The following is a 23,798-nucleotide window of genomic DNA, read 5'->3' on the forward strand; positions in this document are numbered from 1 at the left end:
ACATGGACTCGATACTGGTACGCGGCGGCAACACGCTGTCCGGGCAGATCCCGATCGCGGGCGCCAAGAATGCCTGTCTGACGCTGATGCCGGCCACGCTGCTAAGCGAGGAGCCTCTTACCCTCACCAACGCACCGCGGCTCAGCGACATCAAGACGATGACCATGCTGCTCCAGTCGCTCGGGGCCGAAGTGACGTCGATGCAGGATGGCAAGGTTTTGGCCATGTCCTCGCACGACATCACCAGCACCCGGGCCGAATACGATATCGTCCGAAAGATGCGCGCCTCCATCCTGGTTCTAGGCCCGCTTCTGGCACGGTTCGGCGAGGCGACGGTCTCGCTGCCCGGTGGATGCGCAATCGGCGCGCGCCCTGTCGATCTTCACCTGACCGGGCTGGAGGCGCTGGGCGCGACCCTCGATCTGTCCGATGGATACGTTCACGCCAAGGCGTCCGGCGGGCTGAAGGGCGGGCGGGTCAAGCTGGCTTTCGCCAGCGTCGGGGCGACCGAAAACATCCTCATGGCGGCCACGCTCGCCAAAGGCACATCAGTCATTGAAAATGCGGCGCGCGAGCCTGAAATCGTCGATCTCGCGAAATGCCTCAGGGCCATGGGCGCTCAGATCGAGGGGGATGGAACTTCCGAGATTACCGTCGAAGGGGTCGACCGGCTTCACGGCGCGACCCATCAGGTCGTCACCGACCGGATCGAGCTTGGGACCTACATGCTGGCGCCTGCCTTTGCAGGCGGAGAGGTGGAATGTCTGGGCGGACGGATCGAACTGGTCGAGGCCTTTGTCGACAAGATCCGCGCAGCCGGCCTTGACGTGACCGAGACCGACCGGGGCCTCAAGGTGGCCCGCACGAACGGGCGCGTGCATGCCGTCGATGTCACAACCGAGCCGTTCCCGGGCTTCCCGACCGACCTTCAGGCCCAGATGATGGCCATGCTTTGCCTGGCCGAGGGCACCAGCACGCTGGAAGAAAAGATCTTCGAGAACCGCTTCATGCATGCGCCCGAGCTTCAGCGAATGGGTGCCAAGATCGACGTTCGCGGCGGAACGGCCAAGGTCACCGGCGTCGAAAGCCTGCGCGGCGCGCCCGTGATGGCGACGGATTTGCGGGCCTCGGTCTCCCTCATTCTCGCGGGCCTCGCGGCGAAGGGTGAAACGCGCGTGAACCGGGTCTATCATCTTGATCGCGGCTACGAGAATGTAGAGCGGAAGCTCAGCGCGCTGGGTGCGGATATCGAACGGATTAGTGAATGACAGATGCAAGTTTTGCCGATGGAGGTGAGAAACCGCTAAGGTTGGTCGCCCGCGACAGCGAGGATCTTAAGGTGATCTCCTCGCTTCTGCAGGATGCCGTTTTCCCGGGCGAAGAGATGCTTTGGAAGGCGTCCGATCGCCGCTTCGCAATTCTGCTCAACCGCTTTCGCTGGGAGGACAAGCCTGCCGCCGAACGGCGCGGCCGCGACTTTGAACGCGTCCAGGCGGTTCTGGCCTTCGAGGATGTGACCGGCGTCGCTTCGCAAGGCGTGGTCAAGGATCCCGATATCGTCCTGTCCCTTCTGACGATCGAATTCGAGGCGGAAGAGGACGGCACCGGCGCAGTGATCCTGACACTGGCCGGTGACGGAGCGATCCGGGTGGAGGTCGAAGCGCTGGAGGTTTTGCTGCGCGATGTCACCCGTCCCTATCGCGCGCCCTCTCGTAAGGCGCCGGAGCATGACGTTTGAAATTCGCGCGCTCGGGCCTGACGATCTGGCGGAATGGCGCTCGATCCGTCTCGAGGCGCTGAAGACCGTCCCAGAAGCCTTCCTGACGACCTACGACGAAGAGCGGGCTCTCACCGACGAGGCCGTCGCGAAGCGCCTGAAGAGAGGCACGATCCGGGCGATCTTTTCGGATAATGCACTGGCGGGGGTTCTCGCTTTCGTTCCAATGACCGCAGCGGCCTGCCGTCACCGGGCCGAGATCTTCGCCGTCTATACAAGGCCGAGCTATCGCAAGACTGGCGCGACATCGGCTCTGTTCGATGCGGTCCTTGCGGAGGCGCGCGAGCGCGGCTTTCGCCAGCTGGAGCTTTCGGTCGCCGCGGACAACCTGCGGGCCATCCGGTTTTACGAACGTTACGGCTTTAAATGGCAAGGCCGCATTCCCCGGGCGGTCAGACTGGGGGATCGCTGGCAGGACGATCATTTCTATGTGCTTTCTCTGACGCAAGACGCGTCTTGAGCCATGGGGACCGCGCGGGTAAGAGCGGACCCATGCCTCAGTTCCTTCACGCCGACGCCGCTGATTTCGAGACTGCTTTCACGGCTTTGCTAAGCGCAAAGCGGGAAGACAGCCCCGATGTGGACGACGCGGTGGCGCAGATCATCGCGGATGTGCGCACGCGCGGAGATGCGGCAGTGATCGAGCTGACATCGAAGTTCGACCGCTTTGATCTGACGTCCGCAACGCTTGCCTTTTCGACGGCCGAGATCGATGCCGAAGTCGCCAAGGTCTCGCGGGAGGACAGAGCGGCCCTCGATCTCGCGGCGGACCGAATCGACGCCTACCATCTACGCCAGATTCCACCGGACGAAAGCTGGCAGGACGACACCGGCGCGATGCTTGGCTGGCGCTGGAGCGCCGTCGATGCGGCGGGCCTTTACGTGCCGGGCGGCCTTGCCAGCTATCCTTCCAGCGTCCTGATGAACGCGATCCCCGCGCGGGTGGCGGGTGTCCGGCGCGTGGCCATGTGCTGCCCGACCCCAGATGGCGCGGTCAATCCTCTGGTCCTCGCGGCAGCCCGCATCTCGGGCGTTGAGACGATCTACCGGATCGGCGGCGCCCAAGCGATCGCGGCACTTGCCTACGGCACCGAAACCATCCGCCCCGTCGACAAGATCACCGGCCCGGGCAATGCCTATGTGGCGGCGGCCAAGCGCCGTGTCTTCGGCAAGGTCGGGATCGACATGATCGCGGGTCCCTCCGAGGTGCTTGTCATCGCAGATGAGACTGCCGATGCCGACTGGATTGCATTGGACCTGCTCAGCCAGGCCGAACATGACGAGAGCGCCCAGTCCATCCTGATCACGACCAGCAAGGCAATGGGACACGCGGTCAGCGCGGCCGTGGACCGCTATCTCAAGACACTGCAGCGCCGTGCCATCGCGGGGGCGAGCTGGCGTGATTTCGGCGCGATCATCGTCGTGCGCGATCTTGAGGAGGCCGCCCGACTGTCTGACCGGATCGCCCCGGAACATCTCGAGCTTTGCGTCGAGGATCCCGACGCGCTGTCCGCCCAGATCACCCATGCAGGTGCCATCTTCATCGGATCCTGGACCCCGGAGGCGGTCGGCGACTATGTCGGCGGTCCGAACCACGTCCTGCCAACGGCCAGATCCGCGCGGTTCTCCAGCGGGCTGTCAGTGCTCGACTTCCTGAAACGGACCACCCTGGCGCGAATGACACCCGATAGCCTTGGCGCCATTGGACCGGCAGCTGAACGGCTTGCCATATCGGAAAGTCTGGAGGCACATGGGTTGAGCGTCCGGGCGCGACTGGACAAGGTGAACCGATGACCCGGATTGTCGACATTTCCTTGGACGACAAGGCGCTTCCGCCGCCCACGCCCGAAATCGAGCAGGAGCGACAGGTCGCGATCTTCGATCTGCTCGAGGCCAATACCTTCGCCCTGATCAGTCGCAACGGCAAAGAGGTTCATCCCGGACCCTACCGTATGGGGCTTGGTATCCGCGACCAGCGGCTTGTCTTTGATCTGGCGAGCGAGGACGGGGATCCGGCCGGGGCCTTTCATCTCTCTCTCGGCCCGTTCCGGCAGGTCGTGAAGGACTATTTCCAGATCTGTGAAAGCTACTTCGAAGCGGTCAAGACGCTCCCGCCGAGCCAGATCGAGACCATCGATATGGCCAGGCGCGGAATCCATAACGAAGGGGCGCGGATCCTTCAGGAGCGGCTCGACGACAAGGCCAAGGTCGATGATGATACGGCCCGGCGGCTCTTTACGCTGATCTGCGTCCTGCATTTCGGAGGGTGAGAGTGGGTCAGCAGCTTCCCCAATCGGTCCTCTTCTGCTGCGATCACAATTCCATCCGCTCGCCCATGGCCGAAGGCATCATGAAAAAGCTCTATGGGACAAGCTGTTACATCCAGTCAGCAGGCGTCTTCAACGATATGGAAATCGACGGCTTCGCGGTCTCTGTCTGTGAGGAGATCGGGGTGGAGCTCTCCCGTCACCGCTCGCGCAGCTTTGACGAAATGGAGCAATGGGGCGACGATCTCAGCTCGTTCGACATGGTGATCGCGCTCTCTCCTGCCAGTCAGCGGCGGGCGCTCGATCTGACCCAGACCCATCATGTTCAGGTGGAATACTGGCCGATCCTCGATCCGTCCGGTCTTGGCGACCGGCGGGAGGAAAAGCTGGCAAGCTACAGGCAAAGCCGGGACCAGATCCTCAAGCGGCTCGAGAACCGGTGGGAAACACCGGATCCGTAAATGAAAAAGGGCCGCTCCGAAGAGCGACCCTCTCAGAAGATCTAACTTAGATTACTGACCTTCGTAGCTGGGCTGCGATTCCAGCTCTGCACGGCTGGCGTCGACATAGACGCGAAGGTCTCCACCCTCCTCGTTGCGCAGGAAGGCCATCTGACCTGCCTCAACCGCAACGGGCTTTTCTCCAAGGCCGAGGAACCCGCCGACATCGACGATCGCCCGGTCAAGATCACCGGCATTGCTCAGAACAAGCTCGCCGATCTCGCCGATATTTTCGTCATTGATGTCGAAGACCGACGCACCAGTGAGCGAGCTGACTTCAATCTCGGTGGCGGGCACTGTCTGGTAGCCCTCACGCTCGATCATTGGACCTTCGGCGACCATATCGGTCTCTTCGGTCTGCATGGTCTCGCTTCCGGCATCGGCCGTCTCGGTTTCGCCTTCGGTGATCAGACCGCCGGCCTCTGCTGTCTCGGTCATCGGCTGCGTGCCGTCGACTTCGGTGGCATCCGCGGTCTGCATGCCGTCTTCGCTCTGCATCTGCTCGACCGACTGCATCGCGCTGGCTTGCTGCGTGTCACCGTCCGTGCTGTCGCCTTCACCGAATTCGCGCATGGTGACGATGATCTCGCCCTGCTGCTCGAAATTCACGGTCGGCTCACCGGCAGAGGAGAACTGGACGTTCGGCTCTGCGGCCTCAAAGGTGACGCTCGGCTCGGCCCGCGTGATTTGGATGTTGCCCTGACCTTCGGTCTCGGTCTCTTCGTAGATCACGGTCGGATCGCTGGTCGCCATGGTGATCTGCGCGTTGGTCGTGGCGCGCGGCTCACGGACTTCACCGGCAGCATATGTCTCGCCGGATGCGCCATCCTGAACCTGGATACCCTGGCTGCCTTCTGCATTGTCGGCAGTGCGCAATTCGAGATTCACGGTCGGCGGCGCCTGATTGACGGTCACCTGCGGCTCGGCCTGACGGATCTCGACCTCAGGACGTGCGGAGGCGACGTTCACACCGGGCTCGGGCATCGTGATGATGATCTCGGGCGCGGCCTGCGTGATGGTGATCGTCGGCTGCGGCATTTCCACGTTGATCTCGGGTGCCTGCTGGCGAACAAGGATCTCTGCGCCCTGCTCTTCGATGGTCACTGCGGGCTCGGCGGAGGAAATGACAACCTCGGTATCGCCCTGCTCGACATCAACCTGCGGAGCTTCCTGCTCAAGGAAGACCATTCCTTCGACAACGCGCTCGTCCTCGAGCGTCACTGTCAACTGATCGGTCTCTGCCAGACGGGCGGCATCGGTATCGGTCGCTTCCGTCTGAGCTTCGGCTTCGACAAGCGCAGTCACTTCGACCAGCATGACTTCGCAATCTGCGGCGATGTCGGACTGGGCGATGCGCAGCACATCATCGGGTGTACGTTCACTGTTTTCGGGCAGACCGTCTTGGGCAATCTGCATGAGGTCCTGGCAAACCTGCTCCTGCTGAGCGAAGGCTGGAGCTGCAGCCATCGGCACAGTCAGCGCGGTCGAGATAAGGAGGCGACGAAGTGTCATAGCATATCCTTCTTGTTGAAAGGTGATGCTCGCAAACAGATCGAAGGCGCGAAACGTTCCGACACATTTCTAACATATTTTATGATATTCACCGTTCGCTAACGATCTCGCGGCAGGGGCGTCAGCCTTGGGCGACAGCAGCGTCGACACCGTCGATCTGGCTTCGGTTCTCGCGGTAGGCATCTGCCGCCTGAACGAGCGCGGCAAAAATCCGGCGCTGCCGCCGCGCGTAGAAAAGATGCTCCGGATGCCACTGAACGCCAAGCATGAAAGGATCCCGAATTCGCTCGATCCCCTGGATCATTCCGCCCTCATCGCGCGCCGCCACCTGCAGGCCGCGCCCGAGCGTATTGACCGCTTGCGAATGAAGGGCATTCACCTTCATCGGCTCGGATCCGACCAGGCCCGCAAGACGCGTTTCGGCCTCGACCGTCACCGTCTTGCGCGGCAGGACGGTCTTGTATTTGCGCGATCCGAAGGTCTTGTAGGCATCCTGATCCAGATCTCCGCCCAGCACGACATTAAGCATCTGGCTGCCCCTGCAAATGCCGAGAAGGGGCGTATTCGATTTCCAAGCCGTCTCGATGATCTCTTTCTCAAGCGCGTCGCGAGCGGGATCGAGCCGTGCGGAGGTGACCAGCTCGCCGCCGTAAAGGTCAGGGGAGATGTCATCGCCTCCGCCGACGATTACGCCGTCGACCGTACCCACATCTACATCGCGGCCCGACTGCCACCGAACGGCGCGCCCGCCTGCCAGCCAGACGTTGAAGGCGACAAGCGGAAAGATCCGCCAGCCGGAGCGCTCGGAAACGGTGACACCGATGACGGGTTTCATGCGATCTCCTTCATATCATCCAAGAGGTTTGCGGCCTCAAGACGCGCCAGAACCCGATCCGGCCAGTCTGTCCGAAGCGTCGTCCAGTGCGCCCGGTGATCCCGCCAATCCTCGCGGATCAGATCGAGCAGATCGGCATCCGCAGCGATCCGCTCGATCAGAATCCAGCGGTTCCATTCCAGGGCAAGCGTCCAATCTGCCTCGTCAATCCGGCTATCGGGGAGCCGGTAATGATAAGCGGGCCGCGCATTCACCTTCTCGTCGCCGGACAAACCGGCATGCGTCTGGTCCGGGGCGATATGGGCAAAGACCGGCAGCATATCCAGGGCGCGGTTGCGGGTCGGATTATGCTCCAGGTAAAGGTCGATCAGCTCTTCCATGCTGAACTGGTCCCGATCCGCCAAAGCGTCGATAAAGCGCCGGGGATAGGGGTCGATGAAAGGCACGATCCGGCGCGACGGATCGATCCAGTTCTGCGCGCGGATCACATCGTCGCATAGGGCAAAGGCCGTCAGCACAGGAAGGATATCGGAGACCTCAGACCCTTCGGTCTCGACGTTCAAATGGACGCCCCAGCCCAGCAGGAACCCGTTCCGGCTCCCGATCGCACCGGCCTCGCGCAAAGCCGCGCGGCATACCTCGAGCCGGGGCAGATCGGAAAACGCAAGCGGCTCCGTCACGATCTCGACCGGCACGATCCGGCGCGCCGCCTCCAGAAGCCTTCCCACAACCGCCGTATCGGCCCGGTCCCGCCACGCAGTATCCAGATAGATCTTGATCGTTCCTAAAGCGGTTTCGACAAGCTGCAGTCCAACGGGACCCGTCCGCTCGCACCTACCGCTAAGCTGTTCGATCAGAATGTCCGCGACCTCGTCCTCGGTCAGACCGCCGAATTCGATTTCGATCCCGACCTTCCGGTCCTCGCCTTGCGGCAGGTCGAGAAAGCGGTCGCGGGGCAGGGTGAGAGGGGCTTGGGTCATCGAAAGGTGTAACGCAGAGCCTCCGGATCGGGTTGCATTGCAACAGGCCCGACGTCCCCGCGAGTTTTCCCTTGAAAACCGGGGAGACGCGGCGCATTTAGTGCCGCGTCTCGCACCGTTAGGCGAGATTTCATAAAGGAGAGACCATGGCCAAGGAAGAACTGCTCGAATTTCCAGGCGTCGTGAAGGAACTCCTGCCGAACGCGACGTTCAGGGTCGAGCTGGAAAACGGCCATGAGATCATCGCCCATACGGCAGGCAAGATGCGCAAGAACCGCATTCGCGTCCTCGCAGGCGACAAGGTACAGGTCGAGATGACCCCCTATGATCTGACTAAAGGTCGGATCAACTATCGCTTCAAATAAGCCGATGCGGCTTGTTCTGGGCTCCGGCTCGCCGCGGCGGCTGGAGCTCCTCGCGCAGATCGGCGTCGTCCCGGACGCCGTGCGCCCTCCCGATATCGACGAGACACCTTCCCCCGGAGAGTTGCCCCGGCCCTATTGCGAGCGGATGGCGCTCGAAAAGGTGGAGGCCGTCAAGGCGGATCCCGAGGACATCGTTCTGTGCGCCGATACCACCGTCGCTTTGGGTCGCCGCATCTTCGGCAAACCTGCCGACGCCGCCGAAGCCGCCGAGTTCCTTATCAGGCTGATGGGGCGACGTCACAACGTGATCACCGCCGTCGCCGTCCGCTCCTCTGACCGGATCTGGCAGAAAAGTGTCGTGACCGCCGTCAAGATGAAGCGTCTGTCGGATATCGAGCTGAACGGATATCTCGACAGCGACGACTGGCAAGGCAAGGCAGGCGGCTACGCCATCCAGGGCCCTGCGGGCGCGTTCATCCCTTGGATCAGTGGATCCTTTACCGGTGTGGTGGGTCTGCCTGTCGCGGAAACGGCCAACCTTCTGCGCGCCGCCGGAGCGATCCGGTGAAGGGGACCCTCATCATCCTCGATCATCTGGCAGACAAAGAAGCCGCTGCCTTGATGGTCGATGGCATCCTCGACGATATCCTGATCGACAGCTCCGACAACCCGCGTCCCGGCGCGATCTTTCGCGCCATCTGCGACCGACCACTCAAAGGGCAGGGCGGCATGATGGTGCGTCTGCCCGACGGAACCGGATTTCTCCGCCAGGCAAAGGGGCTGGCTCCCGGTCAAGCCATTCTGGTTCAGGTCACCGGCTACGCCGAACCCGGCAAAGCCGTTCCGGTGACCTCAAAGCTGATTTTCAAAAGCCGCTTCGTCATCGTCACCCCCGGAGCGGACGGCATAAATGTCAGCCGCCGGATCCGGGACGAGGAGGCGCGCGTGCGCCTTCTCGAGATTGCCCATGCAACCTTCGACGGACCGGGCGGCCTCATCCTGCGGTCCGCCGCGGCAGGGGCGACCGAGGACGAGCTGACGGAGGACATCGTCGCCATGTCCGATCTCGCGGCCGCCATCCTCTCGGACGCGGACGGATCAGAGCCCGAGGCCCTGACCGAAGGCGACGGTCCGCATGGTCTGGCCTGGCGGGACTGGACCGCCCCTGCGCAGATCGTCACCGAGCCAAGCGGCTTTCGCGATCACGGCGTTCTGGATGCACTCGAGGATCTTCGCAGCAGCCGCGTCCCCTTGGCAGGCGGCCACATGTTCATCGAACCGACCCGTGCCCTGGTCGCCGTCGATGTGAATACCGGCGCGGACACCTCGCCCGCCGCAGGGCTCAAAGCCAATCTCTCCGCCGCCCGCGCCCTGCCGCGCGCGCTGCGCCTGCGCGGCCTCGGAGGGCAGATCACCGTCGATTTCGCCCCGATGAGCAAGGCGCAGCGCCGTCAGGTGGAAAGCGCCCTCCGAGCGGCGTTTCGCGCCGATCCGATCGAGACGGCCCTGGTCGGCTGGACGCCGCTTGGGCATTATGAGTTGCAAAGAAAGCGCGAGCGGCGCCCGCTCGACCTGCCGGAGACCCTCTGATGGCCTGCCCGATCTGCGAAAAAGCACCTTCCGCCGATTACCGCCCGTTCTGCTCGCGGCGCTGCGCCGATCTCGATCTGGGGCGCTGGATGACAGGCGCCTACCGCGTCCCCTCCGCCGAGCCACCAGACGAGGAAGAGATCGAAAAAGCCCTCCATGACGATGCGGACCGGCAGACGCATTAAATCGCGCTGGACACCCCCCTGCACCTCTTCTAGAAGGCCGGGACCCCGAACGCGGAGCATATCTCCTCCTCGTTCTCCGAGCGGCCAACCAGCCCCTCGACCCGGCGCCCGGGTAGCTCAGGGGTAGAGCAGTGGATTGAAAATCCTCGTGTCGGTGGTTCGATTCCGCCCCCGGGCACCACTTCCTGAAACGACCGCAACTCCGTACGCAATATTCGCATGAGAACGTGCTATCCTTCAGGCCTGTTTGCTCTGGATCTGCAGTGCCTCAGCGACGCGGCCACCCCAGTCAAGCAGCCAACCTGACACCAATCGATATCACCATCTCGGCCGGCAATTGACTTTTCTGATAGAAATAGTCGACAAAAGACCAGCGAGTCTCAGCCACCCAATTCGGGAAGCCCGGACGGATCCATCTGGAGTACACCGTCATGGAATCTGGCCGCAAACGGCAATCGGAGCAGGAGGGCGAACGCCTGTCTTCCAAAGCTCAATACCGGATCGAGCTGATCAATCAGGCCTTTGACGGTGTGAACTCCGTCGATCAACCGGTCGAGCCGATCCTCGACCGGCTCGACCGGTCGCGACATGACTGACATGTCCGATCTGCAAACGCGGACGGACGCCTCTCGCACGGCAACCTATGACGCGCGCAAGCTGATGGAGGGATGCACGCAAGCCTGCATCGTTCTTGATGGGCAGACTTATATCCTGCGCATCACACGGGCCGGAAAGCTGATTTTGACCAAATGACAAGGGGCGAGCACAGGCTGGCCGGAACTTTCGCAACGGTCAGGGACAGGCCCGCGGCGCCAAGGGTCGATCCGGGCGGAAGCCCGCAGATCGGCATCACTCACCTTCATCCAATCGAATAATTGTTCAACAGGGGAACAGACAGGAATGAAACTTACAATCGCAGCCGCGCTCGGAACGACGCTTTTGACCGCAGTCCCGGCATTTGCTGACCGGGCCGCTGTGCTGGGCACCTATGCCGACATCGCCGAGGCCAAATACGAAGACAGCCTGACCTCGGCGCAGGACCTGCTCGAGGCGGTCAACACACTCGTCGACGCCCCGTCCGCGCAAGCGCTGCAATCCGTGAGGGACGCCTGGATCGAAGCGCGCGTGCCGTACCAGCAAACCGAGGTCTACCGCTTCGGCAATGCCATCGTCGACGATTGGGAAGGCAAGGTGAATGCCTGGCCCCTCGATGAAGGGTTGATCGACTACGTGGACGGCTCCTATGGCGGCGCGACCGACGAGAACGAATATGCGGTGCTCAATGTCATCGCCAATCCGGCCTTCACCCTGTCGGGCGAGCAGGTCGATGCCGCCGATATCACGCCCGCGCTTCTGGAAGGCGCCCTGCACGAGGCTGACGGCGTCGAGTCGAACGTGGCGACGGGCTATCATGCCATCGAATTTCTCCTCTGGGGTCAGGACCTGAACGGTCATGGTCCCGGTGCAGGCAATCGCCCCTGGACCGACTACGCGTCCGGCGAGGCCTGCACAGGCGGGAACTGCGACCGCCGTGCCGACTATCTCAAAGCGGCGACAGAGCTGCTTGTTTCGGATCTCGAATGGATGGTCGGCCAATGGCAGGACGGCGGGGAAGCCCGCGCCCAACTCATCGCAGACGAAACCGCGGGGATCTCAAGCATCCTGACCGGGATGGGATCGCTTTCCTATGGTGAGCAGGCAGGCGAGCGGATGAAGCTCGGCGTCATGCTCAACGACCCGGAGGAAGAGCATGACTGCTTCTCCGACAACACCCATAACAGCCACTTCTATGACGCTCTGGGCATTCGAAACGTCTATCTCGGCAGCTATACCCGGATCGACGGAACTGTCGTCTCGGGCCCGTCCTTGTCATCGCTCGTAGCCGCGGCGGATGCGGGCGTAGATACCGAACTGACGTCGAAGCTGAACGCGACGATGTTCGAGATGTCCGAGATGAAGACGGCGGCCGAAGCCGGCTTCGCCTATGATATGATGCTCGAACGCGGCAATGAGGCGGGCGAGGCGCTTATCATGGGGGCGGTCGATGCCCTGATCGATCAGACCCGGTCGATCGAACGTGCCGTTGCGGCTCTCGATGTGAAGACAATTGCCTTCGAAGGATCCGACAGCCTCGATGATCCCGAGGCGGTGTTCCAGTAAGACAAACTGCCACCTGGCAAGACGGAAGACCGATCCTAGGTCTTCCCTCAAGCAAGCAAGGCACGACTCCCATGGCAAAGACCCCAAGCCCCTGCATCGACGTGTGCAAGTTCAAGCGTGAAGGCCATTGCATCGGCTGCTCGATGACAAAGGCGCAAAAGTCGCTCTTCAAGGAGTTGAAGAAGAACAAGCATCGCGACGCCTTTGTCGAAATGCTCGTGGGTCAGCAATCCCGGCTCGGGCGCTACAAGCATTGGGCGCCCGAATACCTCAAGAAATGCATGAAGAAAAAAGCCAAGCCGGTCAGGGCCGTCCGAAAGGCCGCCTAGCTGGTGGACATGAAAAAAGGCCGCACGGATATGCGGCCTTTCTCAATCCGGATCAGTGCCGCTTAGCGCAGGTGGCTTCTGAGAAACCACGCGAATTTCTCATGCACTTCGCCGCGCGCGATGCACAGATCCTCGGTGAGCGTATCTCCGTGATTCGCGGCCAACTCGCCGCAGCCCGCAACCGTCGACGCCAGCGTCTCCTGCGCGGACAGCATCATGGCGATCATGTCCTTGTCGGTGGCGTGACCGTCATGCTCGGCGACCTTCGATCGCTTCAGCATAACCTCAAGCATGCCCTCCGCATGTCCGTCGAGCGCCTTGATACGCTCCGCAAGATCGTCCTGCGCGACGAAATGATCCTCGTAGATCTTCTGGAACAGATCGTGAAGCGGGCCAAAGGCCATACCGGTCACGTTCCAATGGAAGTTCTGTGCAAGCATCGTCGTCACGGCCGTTTCGGCAACACTCTGGTTCAGTGCTTCGACGATTTCTGTTTTGGCATCGGTCGACAATGCGACTGCTGTCTGCGTCATGATATGTCCCTGATGTTCAGTTTTTCGCTTGCTTGCCGGGAACGGCTGGCTGGCTTGCTGCTTAACAAATAGCAAGGCAGCCGCCCGAGGCAAGCCCTATTTAGAATAATTCTAAGTTAGGGCGAACGGCAGGGAGATCCGCGTGACGAGAAACCGGATATGGCGGTGATGCTCCCGGGGCAGGCGCGATCTTAGAAGAAATGCGGCGCTGTCTTCGTCGCTCTGCGCAAGCGCGGCAGCCAACCGCAACAGCCACGCCTCGTCGAAAGAGTGCTCCCGCGTTCCGGGCCGGAACAGGATGGCGCGCTGACCCAGCGCGTCGCTCAGGCACAGGATCAGCGCCTCCGCATGCGCCCGAAAGGACGAGTGTCGGTCCAGAGACAGCAGCGCGCAGGCTTCGAACAGATCCGTGCGGGCTTTTGCCCGGCAGCCCAGCGCGACGAACCGCACATGGTTCAGGAAGGCGTCCGCGCTCCGATCCGACGGAACGGCATCGGGCCAGCTCCAGTCGATCTGCTGTTTGCTGAGTGCCACCATCTTTGCGTTTCTCCAGGCTCAGGCGTGCTATCCGCTCGCCAATCCTAATTCCTGAGTATATTTATAGGATATGTCGCGTCTCACAAGAACCATTGCTGTCTTGGCTGCTGTTTTCGCAGCGTCCAGTTCAGTTTACGCTCAGGATCTTCAGGATTTACACCTGCAAATTGTCCCACGCACCCCTCAAGAGGCGGCGCGGATCGCGAATGTGACCCGGCCTGCGACGGAATTCGAGATGGCGGAACCTTTCGAGGCGAATCAGGCCGGGGCGGCGACGGTCCGTTCGTCCGGCACCCGAGACGCCTTCAGCCAGCCCTCGGCCAATATCAGTTTCGAACGCGAACTCGACTTCAAAGTCGGCAACGGCCTCTTTAAAAAGCTCTGGGTCTCGTCGCCGTCCTCCACCCTTGCCTCCGACGGGCTGGGGCCGCTTTACAACGCACGGTCCTGCCAGCGGTGCCATCTCAAGGATGGACGCGGCCACCCGCCAGACGGGCCCGAGGACAGCCGTGTGTCGATGATCGCGCGCCTGTCGATCCCGGGTGGCCCCGATTTCGGCGAGATACAGGATTATCTGAACTCCGCCCCAGACCCCACCTATGGCGGCCAGTTGCAGGACTTCACCGTCGCTGGTCACCCGGCCGAAGGCAGGCTCGCGATCCGCTATACCGAAGAGCCGATCTCTTTGTCAGAGGGGGAAACCGCCAGCCTCCGGCGGCCCACTTATGCGATTGAGGATCTTGGCTACGGCCCGCTTCATCCGGATATGATGCTCTCACCGCGTGTCGCGCCGCAGATGATCGGTCTCGGACTGCTCGATGCGATCCCCGCCGCCGACATCCTCGCCCTTGCCGATCCGGGCGATCTCGATGGTGACCGGATTTCCGGTCGCGCCCAGATCGTACTGTCTCAAGAGCACGGCGTGCCCATGCTCGGGCGCTTCGGGCTCAAGGCGGGCCAGCCATCGGTGAAAGAGCAATCCGCCTCCGCCTTCTCCGGCGATATCGGAATTTCGACAACGCTGTTCCCGGCGGCCTATGGCGATTGCACCGAGGCGCAATCGGCCTGCCGCACCGCACCCCACGGCGAGACGGCGATCCACGACAACGCCGAGATCGGCGATGAAGGGCTCGACCTTGTGACCTTCTACGCCTCCAATCTCGGCGTGCCCGCCCGCCGCGATGTGGACGATCCCGAGGTTTTACATGGCAAGCGCATCTTCTACGACACCGGCTGCATAGCCTGCCATACCCCGAAATTCGTCACCCATCGTCTCGCCCGCCAGCCAGAGCAAAGCTTCCAGCTGATCTGGCCCTATACCGACATGCTCCTGCACAATATGGGGCCCGGCCTGGCCGACAACCGTCCGGAGGTGCGCGCGACCGGCCGGGAGTGGCGCACGCCGCCGCTTTGGGGGATCGGGCTCACCCGTCAGGTCTCGGGCCATACCTATTTCCTGCATGACGGGCGGGCACGGTCGCTGCTTGAAGCCGTGCTCTGGCACGGCGGCGAAGCCGAAGCGCAAAAGCAGGCGGTCGTCGAGATGCCGAAAGCCGATCGCGCCGCTCTCATTCGTTTTCTTGAAAGTCTCTAGATATGCGCCTTGCCCTTGCTCTCTCCCTCGTCGCAGCCCCTGCTTTCGCGGATGTGGATGCCGCCCTCGACCGCCATATCCTCCCTGGCCATCTCAAGCTTGCCGAGACAACCGCCACGCTCGCAGCCGCCGCAGAAGAGGACTGCACGCCAGAGCCTCTTAAGGCGCCATTCAACACCGCCTATGACGCTTGGCTCGGTGTCAGCCACATCCAGTTCGGACCAATCGAGGATCAGGGTCTGTCACTTGCTATGGCCTTCTGGCCCGATCCGAAGGACAGGACGGGCAAGGCCCTTCGCGACCTCGCATCGGCAACCGATCCGATCGTCGATGATCCGGACAGCTTCGGCGAGGTATCGGTGGCGGCGCAGGGCTTCACCGCCCTGGAACGCCTCCTTTACGAGTCGCAAACCGATCCTGACTATGCGTGCCAGCTTGCGGTGGCTATCGCGCGCGATCTCGCCCGCAAATCGACCCTCCTCGAAGAAGGGTGGGAGGATCACGCGACCCTTCTCCGCGACGCCGGAGCGAATGCGCGCTACCAGTCCGACCTCGAAGCACAGCGAGCGCTCTTCACCGCTCTTTCGACCGGCCTGGAATTCCTGCACGACCAGCGCCTCGGCCGTCCACTGGGGACATTCGATCGCCCCCGACCGGCCCGAGCGGAGGCGCGGCGGTCCGGCCGCACCCTGCGCCATATCAAGCTGAGCCTCGCGGCGCTCGAAGATTTGACCACGACCATGGCCGCAGACACGCCCCAGACGCAGGCCGCCTTCGCCGAGGCCCGCGCCCGTGCGGCAGCGCTCAACGATCCCACGTTGGCGGGCGTTGCGGATCCCGCCTCGCGGTTCAAGATCGAGGTCCTCCAGCAGGCGGTCCGCGCCGTTCAGCTCGCCGTTATCGAAGAGATCGGAAACCCCCTTGGCATTCAGGCCGGGTTCAACGCGCTGGACGGCGACTGATGCTCTCGCGACGGGGATTTGTCGCCGGGCTCAGCGCCTTGGCTGCACCGGTGCCGGGATGGGCCGCAGTGGGCAGCCCTGTCGCTCTCAGCGGCGCGCGCCGCCCGGACGGGTCCTTCGCTCTCACCGGCTTGCGCCAGGACGGGAGCCTCGCCTTCACCATCCCGCTTCCCGCCCGCGCCCATGCGGGCGCAGCGCACCCCACCCGCGCCGAAGCGGTCGTGATCGCCCGCCGACCGGGAACCTTCGCGCTGGTCCTCGATTGCGCGCAAGGCATCGTGCGCAGGCAGCTGGAAGCCCCCGAAGGGCGGCATTTCTACGGTCATGCGGCCTTTTCCGAAGACGGCGCGCTGCTCTTCACGACCGAAAACGACTATGCTAGCGGGGCAGGGCGGATCGGCGTCTGGGACCGGCGTCTTGGCTATGCGCGCATCGATGAATTCCCCTCCGGCGGGATCGGACCGCACGAGATCATCCGCATAGGCGGGGGCAGGCTCGCCGTCGCCAATGGCGGCATCCGGACCCATCCGAAAACGGGTCGCGAGAAGCTCAATCTGGATAAGATGCAGCCGAACCTCACGATCCTCCGCAATTCGGGATCCATCCTGCAGCAGGTCCAGCCCAAGGCTCATCAGAACTCCCTGCGCCATATCGCAGCCGACCGGCAGGGTCGCATCGCCGTCGGTTTCCAGTGGCAAGGCGATCCGTTCGACGCCCCTCCGCTTGTCGCTCTCTACGAGGACGGAACGCTCACCGATTTGACACCGGACATCGAACAGATGCGCAACCTGGGCGCCTATATCGGCAGCGTTTCGACCCATAGCGCAGGCATCGCGGTCTCCGCCCCCCGCAGCGGACGGGTCGCGCTTCTTGGCCAGAACGGAACGGTCATCGTTTCCCAACATGCGCCCGATATCTGCGGTCTGTGCAGAACGACCGACCAGACCCTGGCCACCGACGGAAACGGTCGGATCTACCGGCTGGACGACACCGGCCTCACGCGGCTTGCCGAACATCCTCTCGCCTTCGACAACCATCTGGTCCCACTCTGACCGCCCCTCCTTTCGTCAGGGAAAGGACCGGGGGCCATGCACGCCCCTATCATGTTACAAAAACCATGATGATTTATATCCCGTAACATGATAAACTGATGAGTGAACGCAGCGCCTGTGACTGGCAGCGGCAAACCGCACGATTGAAGGAGCCAAGGCATGTACGCACAGATGGTGACGTCCGAGGCGACCAAGGACAGCCCTGAGAAACTGGCCGCCTTTCAGGCCCGGATCGATGCCGGCGAACAGATCGAGCCGAAGGACTGGATGCCCGAGGGCTATCGCAAGACCCTGATCCGGCAGATCGGGCAGCATGCCCATTCCGAGATCGTCGGCCAACTCCCCGAGGGCAACTGGATCACCCGGGCCCCGACGCTCGAGCGTAAGGCGAACCTTCTGGCCAAAGTCCAGGACGAGGCGGGACACGGACTTTACCTTTATTGCGCCGCCGAGACATTGGGCGTCACGCGCGACGAGCTGACCCGGATGCTGCTCGATGGCCGGATGAAATATTCGTCGATCTTCAACTATCCCACCCTCACCTGGGCCGATATGGGCGCTGTCGGCTGGCTGGTCGACGGGGCCGCGATCATGAACCAGGTGCCGCTCCAACGCACCTCCTACGGTCCCTATGCCCGCGCCATGGTCCGGATCTGCAAGGAGGAAAGCTTTCACCAAAGACAGGGCTTTCACATCATGATGGCGATGGCGGGCGGAAGCTCCGACCAGCGCCGGATGGCGCAGGATGCCCTGAACCGCTTCTGGTTTCCCGCCCTGATGATGTTCGGCCCCTCCGACAAGGACAGCGTTCACTCCGCGCAGTCCATGGCGTGGAAGATCAAGATGAACACCAATGACGAGCTGCGCCAGAAATTCGTGGACGAAACGGTGCCCCAGGCCGAATACCTTGGCCTGACCATTCCCGATCCGGACCTCGCATGGAACGAGGAGGAGGGGCATTACAGCTTCACCGAACCAGACTGGAGCGAGTTTTTCGAAGTCATCGCGGGCAACGGCCCCTGCAATGTCGACCGGATAACCGCCCGCCGAACCGCATGGGACGACGGCGCTTGGGTCCGCGACGCCTTGATGGCACATGCCGAGAAATCCGCCGCGCGCAAGATGGCGGCGGAATAGACCATGAGCAAAGAATGGCCCCTCTGGGAAGTCTTCATCCGAGGCCAGCACGGGATGAGCCACCGCCACGTCGGCTCTCTTCACGCCGCCGATGCTGAACACGCGATCAGGAACGCGCGGGATGTCTATACCCGCCGCAATGAAGGCGTCAGCATCTGGGTGGTCGAAGCGGACCGGATCACCGCCTCAAGCCCGTCGGAGAAAGGCCCGATGTACGATCCGGCCCGCGACAAGATCTATCGCCATCCGACCTTCTACGACATCCCGGACGATGTTGGGAAATGTGATGACCCCTCTCCTCGAATTTCTCCTGCGGCAAGGCGACAATACCCTGGTTCTGGGGCACCGCATGTCCGAATGGTGCGGCATCGCACCCGCCCTTGAAGAGGATATCGCGCTCACGAATACCGCGCTTGATCTCATCGGGCAGACCCAGCTCTGGCTCGCCTACGCAGCCGAGGTTGAAGACGCGGGCCGGTCGGCCAACGATCTCGCCTTCCTGCGCGATCCTTATGATTTCCGGAACCTGCTGATGCTCGAGGCACCCAATGCAGATTTCGGCCGGACGCTGATGCGGCAGTTTCTCTTCGATGCGTTTCAGGTCCCCTGGCTGACCGCGCTGTCAGGCAGCTCCGACCCCCGCATCGCCGAGATCGCGGCGAAATCGGTGAAGGAGGCGCTCTACCATCTCGACCGCTCCTCCGGGACGGTGATCGCCCTTGGCGACGGCACCGAGGAAAGCCAGAGCCGCATGCAGGCCGCGCTGGACTACCTCTGGCCCTATACCGGCGAGATGTTCGCCGATGACGCGACCGACGCCGCCATGGCGGACACCGGCATCGCGCCGATGCCGTCGGCAATGCAGTCTGCATGGCAGGTAAAGACGGAAGAGGTGCTGGCCAAAGCCTGCCTGACAAGGCCGGACAGCTCCTTCGCCCAATCGGGCGGTCGCACCGGCCGTCGCCATACCGAGCATCTGGGTCACATGCTGGCCACGATGCAGACCCTGCAACGCTCCTATCCCGGAGCGGTCTGGTAGGATGGCTGTGGCCCGCGCGATAGACGAGGCGCAGATCTGGGAATGGCTCGAAAGCGTGCCCGACCCCGAGATCCCGGTCATCTCGGTCGTCGATCTGGGCGTGGTGCGCGATGTTCGCGTCAAGGACGATACCGTCGAGGTGACGATCACCCCAACCTATTCGGGCTGCCCCGCCATGGCCGTGATCGCGCTCGATATCGAAACGGCACTGGCTCAAAGCGGCGTTCAGGCGGTCCGCCTGACGACCCGCATCGCGCCGCCCTGGACGACGGACTGGCTGTCGGACAAAGGCCGCGCGCAGCTGGAACGCTACGGCATCGCGCCGCCTCAGGCCGCCGGAGGTCCCAAGCGCTGCCCGCAATGCCATTCGACGGCCACCGAGAGGATCAGCCAGTTCGGCTCGACGCCCTGCAAGGCCCTGTGGCGCTGCACTGACTGCCTCGAGCCGTTCGACTATTTCAAATGTATCTGAAGACGCAGACCATGCCCCACTTTCATCCCCTCACGGTCACAGCCGTCGAAAAGACCATCCGCGATGCGGTTGTCGTGACCCTGAACCCCCAAGATCATCAGGCCTTCGCCTTCACGCCGGGCCAGTATCTCACGTTCCGGCGCCAGTTCGGAGAGCACGAGATCCGGCGATCCTATTCGATCTGCACAGGCGACAGGAAAGGCCCGCTGCAGGTTGGGATCAAACGCGTTCCGGGCGGCGCCTTCTCGACCTGGGCGAACACCGAACTGGCGGCAGGCGACGTGATCGAGGCGATGCCGCCCATGGGCAACTTCAACGCCGCCTCCGGCATCGAGGCACCGCACTATCTGGCCTTCGCGGGCGGCTCGGGGATCACACCGATCCTGTCGATCCTGCACAGTACCCTCACGGAAAACTTGGAGGCGAGGATCACGCTGGTCTACGCCAACCGCACACCGGCCACGATCATGTTCCGCGAAGGGCTGGAGGACCTCAAGAACCGGCATCTCGGCCGTCTGAACGTGATCCACATCCTCGAGGATGACAGCCAGGAGATCGACCTCTTTCGCGGCCGCGTGGACGAGGCGAAATGCGCCAACCTCTTCCGGTCCTGGATCGACATAAGCTCTGTCGACATGGCCCTGATCTGCGGCCCCGAACCGATGATGCTGGCGATCTCCGGCGCGCTTGAGGCGCATGGCCTGCCGCGTGACCGGATCCGGTTCGAGCTCTTTGCCAGCGGCCAACCGGGCCGCCTGCCCACGCCGGTCGCGGATCTTTCCGAAATGGCGGATGGCATCCCCGGTCGCGTCACGATCGGCGGCCAGGCGCAGACGCTGACCATCCCCGGCGGCACCAGTCTTCTGGATGCGGCCTTGGCCAGCAATCTCGATGCGCCCTTTGCCTGCAAGGCGGGCGTCTGTTCGACCTGCAAAGCCAAGGTAGAGCAAGGCGATGTCGAGATGATCGCCAATCACGCCCTCGAAGATGACGAGGTCGATGCCGGGTTCGTGCTGACCTGCCAATGCTACCCGGTCTCGGGCAAACGGGTCGTCTGGTCCTACGACGCGGCAGGACACTAAAGCGGAAGGCATCAGGCGCGGATCGGCGGGCTGTCCTTCAGAAAAGTCGTCACCAGACGGTGGCACCGGGCCAGAGATCCCTCGGGCAGCAGACCGATATGTGCCCAGCTTCCCGGTCGCAGGGCGAGCCGCCGCCAGTGATGGAGAACCAAGAGCCGCATCGCGGTCCGGTCCCGCTCCGACGGCAACCCGCCCGCCCGCTCCGCAGCCTGCAGAATGGCGACAAGACCCTCAGCCGTCTCAAGAAACGGCTCGGACACCAGACGCCTCTCGACCCAGACCGGGATATCGCCCGTCTCGGCCACAAGCGGGACCGCATCCGGCAACCCGCTCGCGACATCCCGTGGCGCCACGATCAGCTCCCGGGTCAGCGCAACCGATCCCGCCGGAGCCGCCGCCTCTTTCAGCAGGTAGAACCGGCAGCCCTCCGGGAACTTCACCTTCTGCCGGTAGACATCCGCGCTGGCCGCAACCGTCTCCCGCCGCGCGGTCTTTGACAGGGCATAGACCGCTTCCCGGCCATGGTGCGTCGATACGATCCAGCCATCGCTTTTCAAACGATGCAGCGCCACCCGGATTGCATCCGGCTTGATCCCCAGATGCCCCAGCAGATCCCGGATCTGCGCGCCCGTCAGCTCTTCCCCGTCCAGATCCCCGAACAGGGTGACGATAAGCGACCATGTCTTCAGGCTCTCACGCCCGATAAGATCCATGACAAGAGGGTGGGGAGGCTGCACTGGTCCGTCGGACCCCTGAAACATGTCTTTGCCGGACCCTAGCATGGCGAGCCGTGCGCTGCCTACGGCCCTGTTCCCGCCCCATAGGCGTTCATCGTCAACAGATCGTAGCTCGCCACCGGATCCCCGTCCTGATTGGCGACAGCCACATGCCAGCGGACCTCTCCGTAATCGTCGTTGCGCGGTGTCTTCTGCTTCACGCTCAGGCTGACCCGGATGCTGTCCCCGGGCTCCACCGGCTTGAGAAAGCGCAGAGTGTCGAGGCCCGTATTGGCCAGAACCGGCCCCTCGTCGGGCTGCACGAAAAGACCGGCGGCAAAGCTCAGGATCAGATATCCATGGGCCACACGGCCGGGAAAGAACGGGTTCCGCTTGGCCGCCGCGTCATCCATATGCGCATAGAACGTATCGCCGGTGAACCGCGCGAACTGCTCGATATCCTCCAGCATGATCTCCCGGGCAGCTGTGCGAAAGGTCTCGCCCAGCTCAAGATCGTCGAAACTGCGGGTGAAAGGATGGTCTTCATGCGTGATCTCTGTCGCGCCCGGCACCCATCTGCTTGTGATGGCAGACAGAATGTCGGGGCTGCCCTGGACCGCTGTGCGCTGCATGTAATGCATCACCCCGCGCACCCCGCCAAGCTCCTCGCCGCCCCCGGCCCGTCCCGGCCCTCCATGCACCATATGGGGCAGGGGGGATCCATGGCCGGTGCTTTCCGCCATGCTGTCGCGGTTGTTGAAATACAGCCTGCCGTGAAACGCCCCCGCGCCAAGCGCAACCGCGCGCGCAACCTTGGGATCGCGCGTGATGATCGAGGCGACAAGACTGCCTTGCCCCTTGTTTGCAAGCTGGGTCGCATGATCCAGATCCCGGTAGGGCATGATGGTCGAAACCGGGCCGAAGACTTCGACCTCGTGGACGTGCTGCGCCATATCGGGCCGGGCGCAGTGAAACAGCATCGGCGGAACGAAAGCACCCGACTGGGCCGCCTCGCCGTGGATCTCGAAATCCTCTGGATCGCCAAAGACCCGCTCGGCCTCCGTCTCGATCTGGGCGGCTTTCTCCAGAACGTCCATGCGCTGCTCGGCCGACACCAGCGCGCCCATCCCTGTCGCGCTGTCTGAAGGATCGCCGATCCTCACTTTCGACAACCTGTCCCGCAACGCTTCGATGACGGGCGCGACCGTCTCTTCGGGCGTGATGATGCGGCGGATAGCCGTGCATTTCTGACCGGCCTTGGCCGTCATCTCCCGCGTGACCTCGCGGATGAACAGATCAAATTCCGGCGTGCCGGGCCGCGCATCGGGCCCAAGGATCGAGGCGTTCAGACTGTCCTGCTCGGCCACGAACCGAACCGCCCGCTCAAGCAAAGGCGCCGCCGATCTCAACGCAAGAGCCGTCCGCGCAGAGCCGGTGAAGCTCACCACATCCTGCACCGTCAGCCGGTCCAGCAGATCTCCGGTAGAGCCCGAGACAAGCTGCAAAGCACCCTCTGGCAAGATCTTGCTCTCCAACATGATCTGCACCGCCAGTTCCGCGACATAGCAGCTGGCCGTCGCCGGTTTGACGATCGCAGGCACCCCCGCCAGCAGCGTCGGGGCGAGCTTCTCCAGCATCCCCCAGACCGGAAAGTTGAAGGCATTGATATGCACCGCCACGCCCCGCAGGGACGTGCAGATATGTTGCCCCAGAAACGTGCCGCCTCGCGATAGCTGCTCGATCTGCCCGTCCACGTAGACGGTATCGTCCGGCATCTCCCTGCGCCCCTTGGAGGCAAAGACAAAAACCGTTCCGATCCCGCCATCGATATCGATCAGGTGATCTTTTTGCGTGGCGCCCGTCGCGAAGGAGATGTCGTAAAGCCGCTGCTTGTGCTCTGCCAGATGCTGCGCCAAAGCCTTCAGCATCCGGGCACGCGCATGAAACGTCATGGCGCGCAGGGCGGGGCCGCCCTGGCCTCTGGCGTAATCCAGCATCTCGTCCATATCGAGCGTCGCGTTTCCGGCCCGGGCCATGACCTCGCCCGTGACGGCCGACCGGATCTCGCGGGCGCTCTGGTCCGACCCGATCCACCGGCCCGCCGCAAAGCTTCTCACATCCTGAAGTGCCATCCCGCCCCCTGACGTCTCGGATCTCGCTTTGGTCCCCGTCCA

Annotated in this window: 28 protein-coding genes, 1 tRNA gene and 1 pseudogene; 23 read left to right on the forward strand and 7 right to left on the reverse strand. The window is 62.9% G+C overall.

Annotated elements, in window-relative coordinates; translation table 11 throughout:
• The first annotated feature begins 2 nt into the window (after positions 1-2).
• Genes murA through AAD018_RS04995 form a run of 6 tightly spaced genes read left to right on the forward strand, consistent with a single transcriptional unit; the run spans position 3 to position 4,505 of the window.
• Positions 3-1,268, forward strand: a complete 1,266-nt coding sequence (gene murA, locus AAD018_RS04970; RefSeq protein ID WP_367313228.1) for a UDP-N-acetylglucosamine 1-carboxyvinyltransferase — start codon at positions 3-5, stop codon at positions 1,266-1,268.
• Complete coding sequence (locus AAD018_RS04975; RefSeq protein WP_367313227.1) at positions 1,265-1,738, forward strand: DUF2948 family protein; 474 nt, start codon at positions 1,265-1,267, stop codon at positions 1,736-1,738. Before murA ends, AAD018_RS04975 begins: the two co-directional genes overlap by 4 nt.
• Complete coding sequence (locus AAD018_RS04980; protein WP_367313226.1) at positions 1,728-2,237, forward strand: GNAT family N-acetyltransferase; 510 nt, start codon at positions 1,728-1,730, stop codon at positions 2,235-2,237. Before AAD018_RS04975 ends, AAD018_RS04980 begins: the two co-directional genes overlap by 11 nt.
• A 32-nt stretch (positions 2,238-2,269) precedes the next feature.
• Positions 2,270-3,571, forward strand: a complete 1,302-nt coding sequence (gene hisD / locus AAD018_RS04985; RefSeq protein WP_367313225.1) for a histidinol dehydrogenase — start codon at positions 2,270-2,272, stop codon at positions 3,569-3,571.
• On the forward strand, positions 3,568-4,047 hold the full coding sequence (locus AAD018_RS04990) for a UPF0262 family protein (protein WP_367313224.1): 480 nt from the start codon (positions 3,568-3,570) through the stop codon (positions 4,045-4,047). The genes hisD and AAD018_RS04990 overlap by 4 nt, the downstream gene beginning before the upstream one ends.
• Positions 4,048-4,049: 2 nt before the next feature.
• Positions 4,050-4,505, forward strand: a complete 456-nt coding sequence (locus AAD018_RS04995) for an arsenate-mycothiol transferase ArsC (protein ID WP_367313223.1) — start codon at positions 4,050-4,052, stop codon at positions 4,503-4,505.
• Positions 4,506-4,556: 51 nt separating this feature from the next.
• Here the strand turns inward: AAD018_RS04995 and AAD018_RS05000 are convergent, their stop codons facing one another.
• The 3 genes from AAD018_RS05000 to AAD018_RS05010 form a co-directional block, all read right to left on the reverse strand.
• The gene (locus AAD018_RS05000; RefSeq protein WP_367313222.1) at positions 4,557-6,056 is read right to left on the reverse strand and encodes a PRC-barrel domain-containing protein; all 1,500 of its coding nucleotides are present in this window, start codon (positions 6,054-6,056) and stop codon (positions 4,557-4,559) included.
• A gap of 121 nt (positions 6,057-6,177) precedes the next feature.
• Positions 6,178-6,891, reverse strand: coding sequence for a gamma-glutamyl-gamma-aminobutyrate hydrolase family protein (locus AAD018_RS05005; RefSeq protein ID WP_367313221.1), 714 nt, complete (start codon positions 6,889-6,891; stop codon positions 6,178-6,180).
• Positions 6,888-7,871: an amidoligase family protein gene (locus AAD018_RS05010; protein WP_367313220.1), complete on the reverse strand. Its 984-nt coding sequence runs from the start codon at positions 7,869-7,871 to the stop codon at positions 6,888-6,890. The genes AAD018_RS05005 and AAD018_RS05010 overlap by 4 nt, the downstream gene beginning before the upstream one ends.
• A 146-nt stretch (positions 7,872-8,017) precedes the next feature.
• Here AAD018_RS05010 and infA point away from each other — a divergent pair, with 146 nt between their 5' ends.
• From infA to AAD018_RS05055, 9 genes are all read left to right on the forward strand, one after another.
• On the forward strand, positions 8,018-8,236 hold the full coding sequence (gene infA / locus AAD018_RS05015) for a translation initiation factor IF-1 (protein WP_007205486.1): 219 nt from the start codon (positions 8,018-8,020) through the stop codon (positions 8,234-8,236).
• Positions 8,237-8,240: 4 nt separating this feature from the next.
• Positions 8,241-8,804 carry a Maf family protein gene (locus AAD018_RS05020; protein WP_367313219.1) on the forward strand — a complete coding sequence of 188 codons (564 nt, stop codon included), beginning with the start codon at positions 8,241-8,243 and terminating at the stop codon, positions 8,802-8,804.
• Complete coding sequence (locus AAD018_RS05025; protein ID WP_367313218.1) at positions 8,801-9,826, forward strand: ribonuclease E/G; 1,026 nt, start codon at positions 8,801-8,803, stop codon at positions 9,824-9,826. The genes AAD018_RS05020 and AAD018_RS05025 overlap by 4 nt, the downstream gene beginning before the upstream one ends.
• On the forward strand, positions 9,826-10,011 hold the full coding sequence (locus tag AAD018_RS05030; RefSeq protein ID WP_367313217.1) for a DNA gyrase inhibitor YacG: 186 nt from the start codon (positions 9,826-9,828) through the stop codon (positions 10,009-10,011). The genes AAD018_RS05025 and AAD018_RS05030 overlap by 1 nt, the downstream gene beginning before the upstream one ends.
• Positions 10,012-10,117: 106 nt before the next feature.
• Positions 10,118-10,192 (forward strand) — tRNA-Phe (locus tag AAD018_RS05035).
• A gap of 250 nt (positions 10,193-10,442) precedes the next feature.
• Positions 10,443-10,607, forward strand: coding sequence for a hypothetical protein (locus tag AAD018_RS05040; RefSeq protein WP_367313216.1), 165 nt, complete (start codon positions 10,443-10,445; stop codon positions 10,605-10,607).
• A gap of 1 nt (position 10,608) precedes the next feature.
• Complete coding sequence (gene hemP, locus AAD018_RS05045) at positions 10,609-10,764, forward strand: hemin uptake protein HemP (protein ID WP_367314201.1); 156 nt, start codon at positions 10,609-10,611, stop codon at positions 10,762-10,764.
• A 147-nt stretch (positions 10,765-10,911) separates the two neighbouring features.
• The gene (locus tag AAD018_RS05050) at positions 10,912-12,171 is read left to right on the forward strand and encodes an imelysin family protein (protein ID WP_367313215.1); all 1,260 of its coding nucleotides are present in this window, start codon (positions 10,912-10,914) and stop codon (positions 12,169-12,171) included.
• 71 nt (positions 12,172-12,242) lie between these two features.
• On the forward strand, positions 12,243-12,500 hold the full coding sequence (locus AAD018_RS05055) for a DUF1289 domain-containing protein (protein ID WP_367313214.1): 258 nt from the start codon (positions 12,243-12,245) through the stop codon (positions 12,498-12,500).
• A 62-nt stretch (positions 12,501-12,562) separates the two neighbouring features.
• Here the strand turns inward: AAD018_RS05055 and AAD018_RS05060 are convergent, their stop codons facing one another.
• Both AAD018_RS05060 and AAD018_RS05065 read right to left on the reverse strand, forming a co-directional pair.
• A complete protein-coding gene (locus tag AAD018_RS05060) occupies positions 12,563-13,033 on the reverse strand; it encodes a Dps family protein (RefSeq protein WP_367313213.1) in 471 nt (156 codons plus the stop codon).
• A 111-nt stretch (positions 13,034-13,144) separates the two neighbouring features.
• Entirely contained in the window at positions 13,145-13,570 is a 426-nt protein-coding gene (locus AAD018_RS05065) for a hypothetical protein (RefSeq protein WP_367313212.1), read from the reverse strand.
• 70 nt (positions 13,571-13,640) lie between these two features.
• On the opposite strand from AAD018_RS05065, the gene AAD018_RS05070 reads away from it, so the two are divergent.
• From AAD018_RS05070 to AAD018_RS05105, 8 genes and pseudogenes are all read left to right on the forward strand, one after another.
• Positions 13,641-15,164 (forward strand): di-heme oxidoreductase family protein, encoded by a 1,524-nt coding sequence (locus tag AAD018_RS05070; protein WP_367313211.1) that lies wholly within the window; start codon positions 13,641-13,643, stop codon positions 15,162-15,164.
• A gap of 2 nt (positions 15,165-15,166) precedes the next feature.
• On the forward strand, positions 15,167-16,126 hold the full coding sequence (locus tag AAD018_RS05075) for an imelysin family protein (protein WP_367313210.1): 960 nt from the start codon (positions 15,167-15,169) through the stop codon (positions 16,124-16,126).
• Positions 16,126-17,178, forward strand: coding sequence for a DUF1513 domain-containing protein (locus AAD018_RS05080; RefSeq protein WP_367313209.1), 1,053 nt, complete (start codon positions 16,126-16,128; stop codon positions 17,176-17,178). Before AAD018_RS05075 ends, AAD018_RS05080 begins: the two co-directional genes overlap by 1 nt.
• Before the next feature lie 159 nt (positions 17,179-17,337).
• Positions 17,338-18,315, forward strand: coding sequence for a 1,2-phenylacetyl-CoA epoxidase subunit PaaA (gene paaA, locus AAD018_RS05085; RefSeq protein ID WP_367313208.1), 978 nt, complete (start codon positions 17,338-17,340; stop codon positions 18,313-18,315).
• Positions 18,316-18,318: 3 nt separating this feature from the next.
• Positions 18,319-18,594 (forward strand): annotated as a pseudogene (paaB, locus tag AAD018_RS05090) (1,2-phenylacetyl-CoA epoxidase subunit PaaB); the annotation flags it as partial.
• A 7-nt stretch (positions 18,595-18,601) separates the two neighbouring features.
• On the forward strand, positions 18,602-19,354 hold the full coding sequence (gene paaC / locus AAD018_RS05095; protein ID WP_367313207.1) for a 1,2-phenylacetyl-CoA epoxidase subunit PaaC: 753 nt from the start codon (positions 18,602-18,604) through the stop codon (positions 19,352-19,354).
• Between the two features lies 1 nt (position 19,355).
• Positions 19,356-19,826 carry a 1,2-phenylacetyl-CoA epoxidase subunit PaaD gene (paaD, locus tag AAD018_RS05100; protein ID WP_367313206.1) on the forward strand — a complete coding sequence of 157 codons (471 nt, stop codon included), beginning with the start codon at positions 19,356-19,358 and terminating at the stop codon, positions 19,824-19,826.
• 11 nt (positions 19,827-19,837) lie between these two features.
• Positions 19,838-20,908 (forward strand): 2Fe-2S iron-sulfur cluster-binding protein, encoded by a 1,071-nt coding sequence (locus tag AAD018_RS05105; RefSeq protein WP_367313205.1) that lies wholly within the window; start codon positions 19,838-19,840, stop codon positions 20,906-20,908.
• An 11-nt stretch (positions 20,909-20,919) separates the two neighbouring features.
• Here the strand turns inward: AAD018_RS05105 and AAD018_RS05110 are convergent, their stop codons facing one another.
• Complete coding sequence (locus AAD018_RS05110) at positions 20,920-21,621, reverse strand: hypothetical protein (protein WP_412005178.1); 702 nt, start codon at positions 21,619-21,621, stop codon at positions 20,920-20,922.
• 86 nt (positions 21,622-21,707) lie between these two features.
• Complete coding sequence (paaZ, locus tag AAD018_RS05115; protein ID WP_367313203.1) at positions 21,708-23,756, reverse strand: phenylacetic acid degradation bifunctional protein PaaZ; 2,049 nt, start codon at positions 23,754-23,756, stop codon at positions 21,708-21,710.
• Between the last annotated feature and the right edge of the window lie 42 nt (positions 23,757-23,798).

This window comes from Aestuariibius insulae (assembly GCF_040783535.2).
Lineage (GTDB): Bacteria > Pseudomonadota > Alphaproteobacteria > Rhodobacterales > Rhodobacteraceae > Aestuariibius > Aestuariibius insulae.